Origin of the sequence: Nonomuraea sp. CA-218870, assembly GCF_050936535.1 — a bacterium.
Classification (GTDB): domain Bacteria; phylum Actinomycetota; class Actinomycetes; order Streptosporangiales; family Streptosporangiaceae; genus Nonomuraea; species Nonomuraea corallina.
In genome coordinates this window covers 290,729-306,097 of the sequence record NZ_JBNJMN010000001.1, presented here as the reverse complement: position 1 = coordinate 306,097, position 15,369 = coordinate 290,729, and the positions used below count along the sequence as shown (strand labels likewise).

14 protein-coding genes are annotated in these 15,369 nt (G+C 70.6%); 5 read left to right on the top strand and 9 right to left on the bottom strand.

The window, feature by feature from the left end:
- The first annotated feature begins 31 nt into the window (after positions 1-31).
- Positions 32-811: a hypothetical protein gene (locus ACQEUU_RS01445; RefSeq protein ID WP_433059162.1), complete on the top strand. Its 780-nt coding sequence runs from the start codon at positions 32-34 to the stop codon at positions 809-811.
- Between the two features lie 3 nt (positions 812-814).
- On the opposite strand, the gene ACQEUU_RS01440 is transcribed toward ACQEUU_RS01445, so the two are convergent.
- The gene (locus ACQEUU_RS01440; protein WP_433059160.1) at positions 815-1,039 is read right to left on the bottom strand and encodes a hypothetical protein; all 225 of its coding nucleotides are present in this window, start codon (positions 1,037-1,039) and stop codon (positions 815-817) included.
- A gap of 73 nt (positions 1,040-1,112) precedes the next feature.
- Positions 1,113-2,738, bottom strand: a complete 1,626-nt coding sequence (gene ctaD, locus ACQEUU_RS01435) for an aa3-type cytochrome oxidase subunit I (protein ID WP_433071693.1) — start codon at positions 2,736-2,738, stop codon at positions 1,113-1,115.
- A 231-nt stretch (positions 2,739-2,969) separates the two neighbouring features.
- Between ctaD and ACQEUU_RS01430 the strand changes: the two genes are divergently transcribed.
- Both ACQEUU_RS01430 and ACQEUU_RS01425 read left to right on the top strand, forming a co-directional pair.
- Positions 2,970-3,788: a DUF1206 domain-containing protein gene (locus ACQEUU_RS01430; RefSeq protein WP_433059157.1), complete on the top strand. Its 819-nt coding sequence runs from the start codon at positions 2,970-2,972 to the stop codon at positions 3,786-3,788.
- A gap of 50 nt (positions 3,789-3,838) precedes the next feature.
- Positions 3,839-4,813 carry a chemotaxis protein CheB gene (locus ACQEUU_RS01425; protein WP_433059154.1) on the top strand — a complete coding sequence of 325 codons (975 nt, stop codon included), beginning with the start codon at positions 3,839-3,841 and terminating at the stop codon, positions 4,811-4,813.
- A gap of 180 nt (positions 4,814-4,993) precedes the next feature.
- Here the strand turns inward: ACQEUU_RS01425 and ACQEUU_RS01420 are convergent, their stop codons facing one another.
- Positions 4,994-6,511, bottom strand: a complete 1,518-nt coding sequence (locus ACQEUU_RS01420) for an N-acetylmuramoyl-L-alanine amidase (protein WP_433059151.1) — start codon at positions 6,509-6,511, stop codon at positions 4,994-4,996.
- A 187-nt stretch (positions 6,512-6,698) separates the two neighbouring features.
- On the opposite strand from ACQEUU_RS01420, the gene ACQEUU_RS01415 reads away from it, so the two are divergent.
- Positions 6,699-8,660, top strand: coding sequence for a family 10 glycosylhydrolase (locus tag ACQEUU_RS01415; protein ID WP_433059148.1), 1,962 nt, complete (start codon positions 6,699-6,701; stop codon positions 8,658-8,660).
- Here the strand turns inward: ACQEUU_RS01415 and ACQEUU_RS01410 are convergent.
- The 6 genes from ACQEUU_RS01410 to ACQEUU_RS01385 are packed head-to-tail and all read right to left on the bottom strand — an operon-like array spanning position 8,647 to position 14,631.
- Entirely contained in the window at positions 8,647-9,243 is a 597-nt protein-coding gene (locus tag ACQEUU_RS01410; protein WP_433059145.1) for an AAA family ATPase, read from the bottom strand. The genes ACQEUU_RS01415 and ACQEUU_RS01410 overlap by 14 nt on opposite strands.
- Before the next feature lie 38 nt (positions 9,244-9,281).
- Positions 9,282-10,652, bottom strand: a complete 1,371-nt coding sequence (locus tag ACQEUU_RS01405) for a sulfatase-like hydrolase/transferase (protein ID WP_433059143.1) — start codon at positions 10,650-10,652, stop codon at positions 9,282-9,284.
- A 10-nt stretch (positions 10,653-10,662) separates the two neighbouring features.
- Positions 10,663-11,469 carry a carbohydrate ABC transporter permease gene (locus ACQEUU_RS01400; RefSeq protein ID WP_433059140.1) on the bottom strand — a complete coding sequence of 269 codons (807 nt, stop codon included), beginning with the start codon at positions 11,467-11,469 and terminating at the stop codon, positions 10,663-10,665.
- Positions 11,469-12,350 carry a carbohydrate ABC transporter permease gene (locus ACQEUU_RS01395; RefSeq protein ID WP_433059137.1) on the bottom strand — a complete coding sequence of 294 codons (882 nt, stop codon included), beginning with the start codon at positions 12,348-12,350 and terminating at the stop codon, positions 11,469-11,471. The genes ACQEUU_RS01400 and ACQEUU_RS01395 overlap by 1 nt, the downstream gene beginning before the upstream one ends.
- Positions 12,347-13,612 carry a sugar ABC transporter substrate-binding protein gene (locus ACQEUU_RS01390; RefSeq protein ID WP_433059134.1) on the bottom strand — a complete coding sequence of 422 codons (1,266 nt, stop codon included), beginning with the start codon at positions 13,610-13,612 and terminating at the stop codon, positions 12,347-12,349. The genes ACQEUU_RS01395 and ACQEUU_RS01390 overlap by 4 nt, the downstream gene beginning before the upstream one ends.
- A gap of 17 nt (positions 13,613-13,629) precedes the next feature.
- Positions 13,630-14,631 (bottom strand): LacI family DNA-binding transcriptional regulator, encoded by a 1,002-nt coding sequence (locus ACQEUU_RS01385; RefSeq protein ID WP_433059131.1) that lies wholly within the window; start codon positions 14,629-14,631, stop codon positions 13,630-13,632.
- A 181-nt stretch (positions 14,632-14,812) separates the two neighbouring features.
- Between ACQEUU_RS01385 and ACQEUU_RS01380 the strand changes: the two genes are divergently transcribed.
- Positions 14,813-15,352 (top strand): DinB family protein, encoded by a 540-nt coding sequence (locus tag ACQEUU_RS01380; protein ID WP_433059128.1) that lies wholly within the window; start codon positions 14,813-14,815, stop codon positions 15,350-15,352.
- Positions 15,353-15,369: the final 17 nt, after the last annotated feature.

Below are 15,369 nucleotides of genomic sequence, written 5' to 3'. Positions count from 1 at the left end.
GAGTAATGAATCAGTTGCAAGGCGGATCGACATGGACAGAGTGAGACAGATCGCGCAGGCCGTGCTGTACGAGTGTCGCCCCCGGCTGCTGGACGACCGGCACCTGCGCGGCCTCCACCCCGAGCCGTACGCCCGGGGCCAGGCCGGCCTGCCCTCCCTGATGCAGACGCAGTGTCTGGTCGAGGCCGCTCCCTCGGACACCGTGGACGTGCACGTACGGTTCCTGCACCTGGTATCCAGGGAGGTGGCGCGGGCGCGCGGCGACGAGCTGGAGCCGGCGGCGGAGCTGACCGTCGACGGCACCCGCTACGTGGCGGGCACGGAGGCGCGCGAGCGTGAGGCCGCCGTGTCCGGGCTGGCGCTCGCCGACCTGGCCGGAGCGGCGTACACGATGAGCGTCGACGTCCCCGGCGACCAGGAGGCCGTCTGGCTGATCGACGCCCGCGGCCGGGCCGGGGCGGTGCTGCGCTGCTGGGAGACGCTGCACGGCTGGGCCGAGACGCGCGCGGTGCGGCTGCGCGACCGGTTGTTCAGGCTCACGGTGACCGTGGCCAACACCACCTGCTGGGAGGGCGGGGAGCCGGCGGAGGCGCTCAAGCGGACGTTCGTCTCGGCGCAGAGCGTGGTGCGCACCCACGGCGGGCGGTTCGTCTCGCTCCTGAACCCGCCGGCCGAGCTGCGCCCGCTGGCGGCGGGCTGCCGCAACATCGGCACCTGGCCGGTGCTGGTGGGCGAGGTCGGCGAGCGGCACACCATGCTGTCGGCCCCGATCATCCTGCGCGACCACCCCCGGCTCAGCCACGCGGGATAGCGCTCAGCGCGTGCGCTCGGCGGCCAGGACCAGCACGACGCCCAGGGCCGCCAGGCTGAGGTTGGCGAACAGCTCGTAGCCGGCCAGCGCGTCGACGCGCGGAATGATCACCCGGTTGAAGAAGTTCAGGAAGAAGCCGAAGACCGGCTGGCCGACCACCTGGTCGATCGCGCCGCTGATGCCTTGTAACGCCAGGATCAGGCCGGCGATCTGGATCGCATTGCGCATGTCACGACCGTAGTGACCGGTCACCCGCCCGCGGATCAGCCTTAGGGATGCGCCGCTCCGACCAAAGGAGGTCTCACGCCTCGACCTCGTCCCGCCGGGGATAGGTGTGCGGGTGGTGCAGGTCGAAGGCGGGGCGCTCGGAGCGGATGGGCGGCATGAAGGAGAAGTTGTGCCGGGGCGGCGGGCAGCTCGTGGCCCACTCCAGGGAGTTGCCGAAGCCCCACGGGTCGTCCCTCGTCACCCAGCGTGGCTTGCGCGAGGTCATCCACACGTTGTAGAGGAACGGCAGCGTCGACAGGCCGAGGATCATCGCGCCGGCGGTCGAGATCTGGTTGAGCAGGGTGAACCCGTCGCCGGCGGCGTAGTCGGCGTAGCGGCGCGGCATGCCCGCCCAGCCCAGCCAGTGCTGCACCAGGAACGTGGTGTGGAAGCCGATGAACAGCGGCCAGAAGTGCCACACCCCCAGCCGGTTGTCCAGCATCCGGCCGGTCATCTTGGGCCACCAGAAGTAGAACCCGGCGAACATCGCGAACACCACCGTGCCGAACACCACGTAGTGGAAGTGCGCCACCACGAAGTAGGAGTCGGTGACCTGGAAGTCGAGCGGCGGCGAGCCCAGGATGACGCCGGTCAGCCCGCCGAGCAGGAACGTCACCAGGAACCCGATCGCGAACAGCATCGGCGGCTCGAAGCTCAGATGGCCGCGCCACATGGTGCCGATCCAGTTGAAGAACTTCACCCCGGTCGGCACCGCGATCAGGAACGTCATGAACGAGAAGAACGGCAGCAGCACCTGCCCGGTGGGGAACATGTGGTGCGCCCACACCGTCATCGACAGCCCGGCGATGGCGATGGTCGCGCCGACCAGCCCGACGTACCCGAAGATCGGCTTGCGGGAGAAGACCGGGATGACCTCGGTGATGATGCCGAAGAACGGCAGCGCGATGATGTAGACCTCGGGATGGCCGAAGAACCAGAACAGGTGCTGATAGAGGATCGGTCCGCCCGCGGCCGGATCGAAGATGTGGGTGCCGAACTTGCGGTCGGCCTCGACGGCCAGCAGCGCCGCCGCCAGCACCGGGAAGGCCATCAGCACGATCATGCTGGTCAGCAGCACGTTCCAGGTGAAGATCGGCATCCGGAACATGGTCATCCCGGGCGCGCGCATGCACACGATCGTGGTGAAGAAGTTGACCGAGCCGAGGATCGTGCCGAGACCCGCCAGCGTCAATCCCATGATCCACAGGTCGCCGCCGAGGTGCGGGGAGTAGATGCGGTTCGACAGCGGCGTGTAGGAGAACCAGCCGAAGTCGGCGGCGCCGCCGTTGGTGAGGAATCCCGAGAGGGTGATGAGCCCGCCGAACAGGAACAGCCAGTAGCTGACCATGTTGAGCCGGGGGAAGGCCACGTCGGGGGCGCCGATCTGCAGCGGCATGATGACGTTGGCGAAGCCCGCGAACAGCGGGGTGGCGAACAGCAGCAGCATGACCCCGCCGTGCATGGTGAACAGCTGGTTGTAGGTCCGCGCGTTCACCAGCTGCAGTTCGGGCCCGGCCAGCTCCGCCCTGATGACGAGGGCCATGATGCCCGCGATCAGGAAGAACGTGAACGAGGTGATCAGATAGAGGTAGCCGATCACCTTGTGGTCGGTGGAGGTGAGCCAGCGGGTGATGAAGGCTCCCGGGCCCTCGTGGTGCACCGGGGCCGGCGGCGAGGTTTCCGGTTCGCCGCCCTTCGGCTTCTGGATCGTCACCCTGGTTCTCCCTCGGCAGGCGTTCCGTGAGAACTCCACTACCCTGCGTCATGCCACGATAGGGCCAAGAAAGTATCGGCTTGCGCCATGGTGGGGCTGACGTGGGCGTTCACGTTCCGGTGACTGGAGGCGCGGATTCGGGGCATTGGACGGGCCTTCGACCCCCTGGAGGACCTCATGAGCACTGCACAGAGTGCCGGCCGATCGGCGGAAGCAGCCGCCCGGCGAGCGGCGGACAGCCCGGCCCTGGACCGCTTGGCCCGGATCGGACTGGCCTGCCGTGGTGTCTTGTACGCGTTGATCGGCGTGCTGGCCATTCAGATCGCCATGGGAAGCGGCGATCGGGAGGCCGACAAGGGCGGCGCCATCACCGCGGTCGCCGACCTGCCGTTCGGCTCGGTGATCCTGTGGGTGATGGTCGTCGGCTTCGCCGCGCTCGCCATCTGGCAGGCCTCCGAAGCGCTGTTCAGCCATCACAAGACCCTCGACAGGGTCGAGTCGGCCGCCAGGACCGTCGTGTACGGGCTGATCGTGTTCACCCTGCTCAGCGTGCTGCTGGACGGACGGGCCGCGTCCGAGGACGAGAAGTCGCAGGACGTGACCGCCAAGCTGCTCGACCTCCCGGGCGGCGAGTTCATCGTGGGCGCCGTCGGCCTCGGCATCATCGCGCTCGGCATCTACTGGATTCGGCAGGGCGTCACCAAGAAGTTCCGCGAGGAGCTCAACACCGGGCAGATGTCGCCCCAGACCCGCTCGATGATGGACAGGCTCGGCATGGCCGGCTACGTGGCCCGCGGCGTCATCGCCGGGCTCGCCGGGATCCTCGTCGTGCAGGCGGCGATCACCCACGACCCGGACAAGGCCGGCGGCATCGACCAGGCGCTGCGCTCGTTCGCCGACACCCCCGTCGGCCCCTGGCTGCTGGTCCTGGTCGCTCTCGGGCTGATGCTGTTCGCGGGCTACTGCTTCGGCGAGTCGCGCTGGCGCCGTACCTGAGCCTGTCCGGCGCCACGCATGAGCCCGCGCCCGTGGGACAGAGGGACAGAGTGCTGACAGTCGGAAGGGACACGATCGTGGTCGCCGCCTCCGCCGGAGCGGCGGAGGCGCTGCGACTCCTGCTCGGCACGCTCCCCGCAGACCTGCCCGCCGCGGTGCTCGTGGTGCCGCAGGGCGCCGGCCCGCCGGCCGGCGTCCTCGACCGGGCGGGCCCGCTGAAGACCCTCCCGGCCGAGGACGGGCGGATCGTGGAACACGGCCACGTCTACGTGGCCGGTCCCGGCCGCCACCTGCTGCTCGACGACGGCAGGATCCGGCTGTCGCGGGGCCCCCGGCACCACGGCCGCCGTCCCGCCGCCGATCCGCTGTTCATGAGCGCGGCGCTCGACGCCGGGGTGCGGGTGGCGGCCGTCGTGCTGAGCGGCGCGCTCGACGACGGCGCGAGAGGCTGCGTGGCGGTCGACCGGCACGGTGGCGCGGTGGCGGTCCAGGACCCGGCGGAGGCGGCGCTCCCCGGCATGCCGGTGGCCGCGCTCACGGCGGTCCCGAACGCGTCGGTCCTGCCCGCGCGGGAACTCGCCGACTGGCTGGTGCGGCAGAGCCGCACACCTGTCATCACGGAGGAGGCTGTGGACGACACCGACTTGATCCGCGAGGTTTCCCGGTTCCTGGGCCCGCCGAGCGCCCCCGGCGAGGCGGCCGACGGCCTCACCGGCCTCAGCTGCCCGGAGTGCGGCGGCCCGCTGTACGAGACCGCCGGACGCCACGTCTGCCGGGTCGGGCACTCCTGGTCCGAAGAGAGCCTGGTCGACGCGCAGGCCGACGCCATGGAACGGGCGCTGTGGGCGGCCGTCCACCGGCTGGAGGAGCGCGTACGGATCCTCGACCGGCTGGAACGCTCCGCAGGGAAGCGCTCCCGCGGCGACCTGCTGGAAGAGGCGGCCAGCACGCGCCACGTGCTGGACACCATCCGCACGCTCCAGACCCGGACCGGCCGCGGCGACAGCGGCCTGCTCCCGCTCTGAACGCCCGCGACGGGCGGCTGTGACGCGAAGACTGATGACGCGAAGACTGGTGACGCGAAAGCTGGTGACGCGAAAGCTGGTGACGCGGAAGCTGGTGACGCGGAAGCTGGTGACGCGGAAGCTGTGACGGGGAGCGCCGTCGAGGCGCTCCCCGTCAGGGTTCTCCGGTTCCTCCGGCCCTTACGGGCGGGAGATGCGGACCGCGTCCGCGATCACGTAGCCGGTGCCGCCGGTCCACCGGCTGACGCCGACGACGTTCTGCGTGCCGGCGTTGAGCTGGAAGGTGCCGATGCTCCGCCAGGCGCCGCCGCCGGAGCGTTGGTCGACGTAGACCGTCTGGTTTCCGCTGGATGTGGCCACGATGTACGGGGCCGAACTGTTGTATCCGGGATCACTGGGATACCAGACCTCGATCTGGTACGCGCCGGCGCTGGGGATGGTCGCCGAGTACCAGGCCCCGTCGCTGGCCGACACCGGGGTGGCGAAGCGGTAGTCGGTGCCGTGACGCTGGCTGGAGTACGCCGAGGTGCCCCAGTTGGTGCTGGCGGTGAACTGGGCGCCGGCGTTGTCGATCGTGGTCGTCCAGCTCGGCGGGTCGGTGGTGCCGCCGTTCACGTAGTTCAGGTATGTGGTCCAGTTCCAGTGCGGCCCCGGGTCGGTGTGGGTGGCGCCGGGCACCTCGTTGTGGCCGATGATGCCGGTGCGGTTCTTCGGGACGCCGTACTTGTCGGCCAGGTGGCGGGTCAGCGCGGCGGAGGAGCGGTACATCGCGTCGGTGAACCAGGACGCGTCGCTGACCCAGCCCTCGTGCTCGATGCCGATCGAGCGGTTGTTGTAGGTGGAGTTGCCGGCGTGCCAGCCGACGTCCTTGTCACGCACCATCTGGGTGATCGCGCCGTTGGACGACTTGACCACGTAGTGCGCCGAGACCTGGGCGCTCGGGTTCTGGAACCAGGAGATGGTGCCCGCGTACGAGCCCTGGGTGACGTGGATGACGATGCGGTCGATGTTGTAGCTGGTCTCGCGGTTGGAGACGCGGTAGTTGCTCGTGGAGGCGGGGACCCAGGCGGCGGGCGGGTAGTCGGGGCTGGCGACCGCCGCCTGCGCGTTGAGGTCGCGGGCCTTGGCGAGGTCGCCGCGGTCGGCGGTGACCTCCTGCGGCTTGACGCGCACGCCGCGGGCCTCCAGGCCGAGGCCGAGCAGCTCGTAGACGGCGTCGGCGTACAGGCGGGCCGTCTCGGGCGAGGACGCGTGGCCGTACTCGGCGACCGCCTGGTACCAGCGGCCGGCGTCCTTCCTGGCGGTCTCGTCGAGGCCGAGCTTGTCGGCGTACGAGCGCAGCACGGCGGCGGCGCCGAGGACGTTGGCGGCGTCGTCCTTCTTCAGCGTCGCGACGGGCAGGCCGGTCAGCTGGGCGGCTTCCTGGAGCGTCTGGTTGGCGGGGTTGTCGGCGAGGTGCATGAGCCCGTAGCCGCGGCTGGCGCTGGGCTCGCCGCCGTGGCCGTCGAGGTGGGTCTCCGCGTAGCCGAGGGCGACGAGCAGGTCACGCGGGACGTCGTGCTCGGCGGCGGCCTTGGCGAAGGCGTCCGTGAGCGGGGCGCCGCCCCGCTCGGCCAGGGCGGGCTGGCCGGCGAAGACCAGGAGGGAGCCGAGGGCGGCGGCGACGAGGGCTACTAATCGGGTCCGTGCCAGTGTCATGAGAGCTCCACTTCGGGGGGTACCGCACGCACAGTAAGCGAGTTTCATGACAGATGTCGATAATTGACATTACTTCGCTATTCAAGGAAACTTTCCGCCCGCGCGTCGGAGGACGTCGCAAGTTGGGCCCCCGCGAATGATCTGAAAACTATTGCGGTCTGGTCACGATGCACTGAAACTTCTCTTCGTGACCACGCTCCTGCGCCTCGCTCTGGTGGCACTCACCGCCGCGCTCGGCACCCTCGTCGTGCCGGCCGCCGCCCCCGCGGCCGTCGCGAACACCACTGCTTGCACGACCGACCCCGCCACACCCAAGCGCCAGCTCCGGGCCATGTGGATCTCCAGCGTCGCCAACATCGACTGGCCCAGCCGCACGGGCCTGAGCGTCTCGGCCCAGCAGGCCGAGTTCCGCGCCTGGCTGGACCTGGCCGTCCAGCGGCGCATGAACGCCGTCGTCGTCCAGGTGCGGCCCACGGCCGACACGTTCTGGCCGTCCTCGCTCGAACCGTGGTCGCAGTGGCTGACCGGCACCCAGGGCGCCAACCCCGGCTACGACCCGCTCGCGTTCATGGTGGCCGAGGCGCACCAGCGCGACCTGGAACTCCACGCCTGGTTCAACCCGTACCGGGTGGCCAACCACGCCGACCCCGACCGGCTGGTCGCCTCGCACCCCGCCCGCCGCAACCCCTCCTGGCGCTTCGCCTACGACGGCAAGCTCTACTACAACCCCGGGCTGCCGCAGGTGCGCGACTTCATCGAAGACGTGATCATGGACGCGGTCACCAGGTACGACCTCGACGGCGTCCACCTCGACGACTACTTCTACCCGTATCCGGCCAGCGGCCAGACCATCCCCGACTCGGCCGCGTACGCCCAGTACGGCGGCGGGTTCGCCAGCGTCCACGACTGGCGGAGGGAGAACGTCAACCTGCTGGTGCGCGAGCTGGACCAGCGCATCCACGCGGCCAAGCCGCACGTGTCGTTCGGCATCAGCCCGTTCGGCATCTGGCGCAACGCCTCCACCGACCCGCTCGGCTCGCGCACCTCGGGCCTGCAGTCGTACGACGCCATCTACGCCGACACCCGGAGATGGGTGAAGGAAGGCTGGGTCGACTACATCGCGCCGCAGCTCTACTGGCACATCGGCTACTCCGTCGCCGACTACCAGGTGCTCATCGCCTGGTGGGCCGAGGTCGTCAGGAACACCGGCGTGCGGCTCCTGGCCGGCCAGGCCGCCTACCGGGCCGGGGTGAGCAGCCACGGCGCCGACTGGCAGGACCCGAACGAGCTCAGTGACCACCTGCATCTCAACCGGCAGCACCCCGAGGTGGCCGGCGACATCTTCTTCAGCGCCAAGGACGTCAGGGCGAACCGGATCAACTCCTTCTCCATCCTGGCCGGCGCGCACTACACCAGGCCGTCGCTGCACCACACGCGCGGCTCGGCCGCCGCCCCCGCCGCGCCCTCGATCACCTCCGCGACCCGGGGCACCGGCGGCGTGTCGCTCGCCTGGACCGGCAACGGCGCCGCCTACGCCGTCTACCGGGTGACCGGCACGCCCTCGGCCGCCGACCCGTGCGCGTTCGCCGACGCCCGCAACCTGCTCGGCACCACCCGGCAGAAGGCGTTCACCGACGCCACGGCCGCCGCCGGCACCGCCTACACCTACTACGTGACCGCGCTCGCCCGCACCCACCAGGAGAGCGCCCCCAGCGCGGGCCGGGCCGTGACCGCTTCCGGAGGCGGGTTCAGCCTCACCGTGGACAACGCCGACGCCGGGTTCACGGCCGGGACGAGCTGGGGCACCTCCGCTTACTCGGCCGAACGCCACGGCGCCGACTACCGCTTCGCCGAGCCGGTGGCCGCCAGCGACCCGGCCTGGTTCCGGGCGAGCATCCCGAGCGCGGGCACGTACCGGATCGAGGTCTGGTATCCGGGCAACGCCGGCTACAACAGCGCCACCCCGCACCTCGTCGCCGCCTCCGGTGGCAACCGGACCGTCACCGTGGACCAGCGCACCGGCGGCGCCTGGCGCGACCTCGGCGCCTTCTCGCTGAACGCGGGCACGTACAACGTGGTCGGGGTGAGCCGCTGGACCACCACGACCGGCTACGTGGTCGCCGACGCGGTGCGCATCACCCGAATCTGATGCCCGGCAGCCGCCCGGCGGCCTCCCGGTCCAGCACCCGGGCCGAGGCCGCCGGGGCGGGGTCGCCGGACAGGACCCGGGCCAGCAGCGCCGCGCAGTGGCGGCGGTGACGGTCGAAGGTGCGCCGGGGGACGACCCGTCCCCGGGCGCGCTGGCCCGCCATCGCCGCGTCGGCGGGCACGTCCAGGATCACCAGATGGAAGCTCGCGCCCGCGCGGCGGGCCAGCCGGGCGAAGCCGCGCAGCACCAGCGGGCCGCAGCCCCGGTTGTGCGCGACCACCGACTCGCCGCGCCGGAGCGCCGCGCGGACGCGCCGGACGTGGGTGACGAACACGGTGGCCGTGCGGATCGGCTTCGGCACCCGGGCCAGCGGGGCCGCCCAGCGCAGGCGGGACTGCATCGAGTCGACGACCGTCGCGCCGTCCATCCGGACCGGGGCGGTCTCGGCGCCGGTCAGCGGGTAGAGGCGGCCCAGCAGCGTCGACTTGCCCGCCCCCGGCAGCCCGGTGATGATCACCAGGGATCGCGCCGGGTAGCACAGGGGCTCGGCCGCTCTGCTCGCGGCGGACACCGGGACGGTCAAGGCTCACATCCTCCGAGGCGGTCGGGAGGAGTATAGGGCTACGACAGGCTCGGGCGCTGATGACCGAACCGCACCGGTTCCAGGCCGCCCAGCCTGACGGTCGGGTCGGCCAGCACCCTCTCCCGCGAGTCGTTCTCCGCCGCCGGCTCGATCACCGGCTCGGCCTCGCCCGCCGCCACCATCCGGTGGACGAGGCGCTCCCGCAGCTCGGCGGCCTCCTGGAGATGGGAGCGCAGCCCGGCCAGGTTCACCAGCTCGTGCGGGTCGCTGGCCAGGTCGTACAGGGCCTGCTCGCGGTAGCGGGAGGCGGCCGGGTCGTTCCAGCCGTCGGCGTCCTCGGCCACCACGTAGTACTTCCACCGGCCGGTGCGGATGCCGCGGCCCACCTCCGACTCGCTCACCTGGAAGAACACCTCCTCCGGCCAGTCGGCGCGGGCGTCGCGCAGCAGCGGCAGGAATGAGCGGCCCTGCATCTCCTCCGGCACCGGCAGCCCCGCCGCCTCCAGCAGCGTGGGCGGCAGGTCGATGGTCGACACCGGCCGGGCGACCACGCCGCCGCCGTCGAAGGCCGGGCCGCGCAGCGCCAGCGGCACCCGCAGCGAGGCGTCGTGGCAGGATCGCTTGTACTCGTCGTTGCGGGTCTTGAAGTGGCTGCCGTGGTCGGAGGTGTAGGCCACGATCGTGTCGTCCAGCAGCTCCATGCTGCGCAGCGCGTCCAGCAGCCGGCCCAGTCCTTCGTCCAGCCGCTTGATCTGGCCGAGATAGCCGCCCAGGTGCCGGTGCGCGGTGCCGCCGAGCGTCGCCAGGTCCGGCGGCAGCCAGCTCCCCTGGTAGCGCTCCTCGTAGCCGTCGGGCGCCGGGTAGTCGTCCACCTCGTTCTGGTGGTGCGGCTCGATGAACGACAGGAACAGGAAGAACGGCTCGTCGTGGTGGTCGGCGACGAAGCGGACGGCCGCGTCCACCAGCGCGTCGGAGCGGTAGCCCGGCAGGAACACCGGCTCGCCGGCGTCGTCGTAGGTGATCGTCCGGTAGGCGTCGGAGGTGAACTCCAGGACGTTCGACGCCAGCCAGCTCCGGTAGCCGCCGCGCTCCCCGGCGGGCACCGGGTCGGCGCTGCCCAGGTGCCACTTGCCGATGTAGCCGGTGGCGTAGCCGGCCGCGCCGAAGTGGTGGGCCAGCGTCCGCTCCTCCGGCGGCAGCACGACGCCGTTGCGGTGGACCCCCGTCGTGGTCGGGTAGCGGCCGGTCTGCAGCGCCGACCGGGCCGGCGCGCACACCGGCTGCGGGGTCAGCGCCACCGCCGCCTGCGTGCCGTGCCTGGCCATGCGGTCCAGGTTCGGCGTGAAGGCCGGGCCGACGGTGTCCCACCGCTGCTGGTCGGTGAGGACGACGATCACGTTCGGGCGCACTCGATGACTCCTAACGAAGGCCGGTCAGGGTGATACCGCGCACGAAGTAGCGCTGGCTGACGATGAACAGCACGGCGGTGGGGACGAACAGGATGACCGAGCCCGCCGCCGTGAGATGCCAGAGCGTGAAGTACTCCTGGTTGAACAGCGTGAGCCCGACGGGGATCGTCCGCATCTCCGGCGTGGTGGTCGCCACCAGCGGCCAGAGGAACTCGTTCCACTGGAAGACGAAGGTGAACAGCCCCAGCACGGCCAGCGCCGGCCGCGTCTGTGGCAGGATGATCCGCCGGTAGATCGTGAACTCCGAAGCGCCGTCGATCCGGGCCGCGTTGATCAGGTCGTCCGGGATCGGCTGGATGAACTGCCGCATGAGGAAGATGCCGAACGCGTCCATGAGGAACGGGGTGATCAGCCCCTGGTACGTGTTGATCCACCCCAGATGCGCCATGAGCACGTACAGGGGGATCATCCGCACGAAGAACGGCACCATGAGGGTGGCCAGCAGCGCCACGAACAGCGTGTTGCGCAGCGGGAAGTCGAACTTGGCGAACACGTACCCGACCAGCGGGTCGAACAGCAGGTGGGCCACCGTGATCGCGCCCGCCACGACGAGGCTGTTGACGATGAAGTCGCCGAACGGCGCCCGCGCGAACAGCTCGGCGTAGTTGCCCCACTGCGGGCTCTCCGGCACGATCACCGCCTCGGCGGCGAGCGTCTCCGCCTCGGTCTGCAGCGACAGCGAGAGCATGTAGAGCAGCGGCAGCACCATCACCAGCGAGGCGAGGGTGAGCATCAGGTAGATGAGCGCGCGCCGCATCAGTGACGCACCTCCCCGCGCCGCCCGGCCCGCAGCTGGATCAGCGTGAAGGCGACGATGACCACCAGCAGCAGCACCGACTGCGCCGAGGCGTAGCCGAAGTCGCGGGTGCGGAAGGCCACGTTGAAGATGTGGAACACCGACAGGTCGGTGGCGTCGCCTGGACCGCCGTTGGTAATGATGTACGCCTGCCCGAACGCCTGCAGCCCCGAGATCACCGCCATCACCGACACGAACAGCGTCGTCGGGGCCAGCAGCGGCAGCGTGATCCGCCAGAACCGGTGCCAGGCGTCCGCCCCGTCGATCCGCGCGGCCTCGTGGTACGTCTCGGGGATGCCCTGCAGTCCTGCCAGGAACAGCACCATCGTGTAGCCCGCGCTCTGCCAGAGCGTGATCGCGGCGATGGTGAGCAGCGGGTGCGTGTTGAGCCACTGCTGCTCGGGCAGCCCGAACGAGGACAGCGTCCGGTTGAGCACGCCCAGCTCCGGGTCGAGGATGTTGCGCCAGAGCAGGCCGACGATCGCCACCGACGTCAGGTACGGCACGAGCAGCATCACCCGGAACGCCACCCGGCCCTTGAGCGGCTGGTCCAGCGCCAGCGCCAGGCCCAGCCCGAGCACGATCGACCCCGCCACCACCGCCGCCGCGAACGCCACCGTCACCAGGAACGAGTGGCGCACCGCCGGGTCGGCCAGGGCCTGGGCGTAGTTGCCCAGGCCGGTGAACCGGTCGGCCTGCGGACCCGTCATCAGGCTCGTGGAGACGACGTTGCCGATCGGCAGGTAGAAGAACGCGGCGAAGAACAGGATCGCGGGCAGCAGGAACAGGTAGGCGGTCCTGGCGTACCTGTCCGACAGGGTGCGCGGCCGGAGCAGGCTCACGCCAGGAAGCCCTTGGCGGCGTCGGCCATGGCCTGGATCGCCTCCTCGGCCGGCCGGTTCTGGATCACCACCGACTGGTACATCTTCTTCATCTCCTCCTCGAACCTGCCGGACTGGCCGGTCAGCCGGATCTCCTCACTGGAGTCCCGGGCGTAGCCGAGCGCTTCGGCGAACGGCTTGATCAGCGGGTCGTCCGCCACCTCGGGCAGCTCGGCCCAGGAGACGCGCGGCATGAGCATGCCGACCTCCTTGGTGGCGGCCCGCTCGACCTCCAGCGCGGTGATGCGCTTGACGAAGTCCCACGACAGGTCGGGCCTGGCGGCCTTGGCCGGCACGAACAGGCTGGTGCCGGCCGCGTTGGTGGCCTGACCGTCCTTCTTGAGCGGGGCGGCCAGGCCGAGCTCGATGTCGGGGCTGGTCTCCCGGATCGGCCCGAGGTCCCACGGCCCCGTGATGATCATCGCGGCGCGCTTGGCGGAGAACAGCTTCTGCGGTCCCGAGTAGTCGGTGCCCGACACCGGCACCGGAGCCACCTTGTGCTTGTGGACCAGGTCCGCCTGGAACCGCATGGCCTCGATCGCCTTGTCGCGCGGCGTCAGCACCTCCTTGGTGGCCGGGTCGTAGTGCCGGACGCCGTTCTGCAGCAGCCACGGGTTGGCGTAGGAGTAGTCCTGGTTGAGCGCGATGCCGTACACGTCACCCTTGGTGAGCTTCTTGGCCGCCTCCAGCAGCTCCTCCCAGGTGGTCGGCGGCCGCACGCCGGCCGCGTCGAGCATCCCCTTGTTGTAGAAGAGCAGGGTGCACGTCAGGTGGAGCTGCACCCCGTACACCTGGTTCCGGTACGAGTTGCGCCCGACGGTGACCGGCTGCCAGTCGGCGGGGAAGCCCATGGCGGCGCCGTCGCGGTCGACGTACTCCTGCAGCGAGCGGGCGTTGCCGGAGAGGGCGAACTCCTGCACCCACCCGCCCGGCTCCTCCACCACGTCGGGCACGATCCCGGAGGCGAAGTCGGCCAGCAGCCGGGTGCGCAGGTCGGGCCACTGGTACTTCTGCAGGTTGACCTTGACCTGGTTGGCCTGCTCGAACTCGGCGATCACCTTGCGGTAGGCCTGGTAGTCGTGGCCGGCGTTCCAGTAGGCGGTGAACGTGCCCGGCTCGGCGGTCCGGGCGGGCGGGGCGCCCGCGCACGCGGACAGGACGGGTAAGGCCGCGGCGGCGGACGCGAGGCGGAGCAGGTCCCGGCGGGAAAGGTGGGGAGACATCTGTGTCGGTTTCCCTTCTAGGAGGAGCCCCTCCGCACGAACGTCCACGGGCGGACGATCTCGCGGCCGGGCGGTGGCTCCTCGGCCTGGAGCCGGTCGAAGAGCAGGCGGACGACGTCGGTGTAGTCGTGCCGGATGGGGCCAACGGTGCTGAGCTGGGGGTTGGTGATGAGACCTTCGTCGATGTTGCCGACGCCGACGACCGCGACGTCGCCGGGGACGCGCAGCCCGGCGTCCCTGACCGCCCAGATCGTGCTGATGGCGGCCCGGTCGCTGGCGGCGAAGACGGCGTCGGGAGGGTCGGGGGAGCGCAGGAGACCGGTGACCGCCTGGTAGGCGCTCACCCGGTCGTCGGCGCCCGACACCACGGTCCGCTGTTCGATCCCGTGGCGGTCGAGCGCCGTGTGGTAGCCGAGGAGCCGGCCGATCGGCCGGTCGCGGTAGAGCTCGTAGCGCTGGGCGAGGAACGCGATCCGCCGCCGCCCCTGGGCGATCAGGTGCTCCACCGCCTCGGCCGACACCTCGGTCTCCGGAGCCCGCACGACGTCGCAGCCGGGCGGCGCCGGACCGTTGCCGATCACGACGGTCGGCAGCCGGGCGGAGACGATCCGGCCGAGCAGCTCCTCGGTGAGGTGGTCGCCGACGTTGTTGACGAGCACCGCGTCGGCGATGCCGCCGCGCAGCACGTCGACGGCGGCCGTGGCGCGGGCCTCGGAGTAGACGGCCAGCGTGACGACGGAGTATCCGTGCCCGTCGGCCATCTCGTGCAGGTCGCGGGCCAGCCGCTCGTCGGTCGGCACCCCGCCGAACGAGCCCTGGACCAGGCAGACCCGCTGCGTCCTGCGCCGGCGCAGGCTCCTGGCCGCCTGGTTGGGGGTGTAGCCGAGCCGGGCGGCGGCGTCGAGGACGCGCTGCCTGGTCTCGGCGCCGACGCGCTGCTCCCGGCCACTGAGGACGTACGAGACGGTCGCGGTCGACACCCCGGCCAGTTCGGCTACCTGCTTGGCGGTGGGGCGCATGTTATACGTATAACGTAGTATTCCCTGCCTGTAAAGTAGGTTTTGTTCTTGTCGTTATGGCGCTGGACGCCGATCCCGGCGACTGTTCTGCCCGTGTCTCGTAGGCCCATGGTTAATCGTTTAACATCTGTCACGCCGCCTGAGAAGAGCTGTGGACAAATCGGCCCTAGACTCACCGACCATGACCCAAATAGATGATCAAGGCCGGCCGGAACCTCCTCTCGACGGCGACGAGACCAGCACCCTCCTCGGCTTCCTCGAATTCCTGCGGGCCACGTTCGCGTGGAAGTGTTCGGGGCTGGACGCGGCCGCCCTGAACACGACCGTGGCCGCCTCGTCGATGACCCTCGGCGGAATGATCAAGCATCTGGCCTACGTGGAGGACCACTGGTTCTCCGTCTGCCTGCACGGCCAGAGCCAGCAGCCGCCCTGGGACACGGTCGACTGGAAGGCCGACTCCGACTGGGACTGGCACTCGGCGGCCGACGACACCCCCGAGCAGCTCAGGCAACTCTGGGAGGACACGGTGGCCCGCTCCCGCACCCTGGTCGACAAGGCACTGGCCCACGGCGACGCGGGTCAGCTCGCCCTCGGCAGAGGGCCCGGTGGCGCCCCGACCACCCTGCGCTGGATCCTGTGCCACATGATCGAGGAGTACGCCCGCCACAACGGCCACGCCGACCTCATCCGCGAGTCCGTCGACGGCCTCACGGGCGAGTAACCACCCCTTCCCCGTAG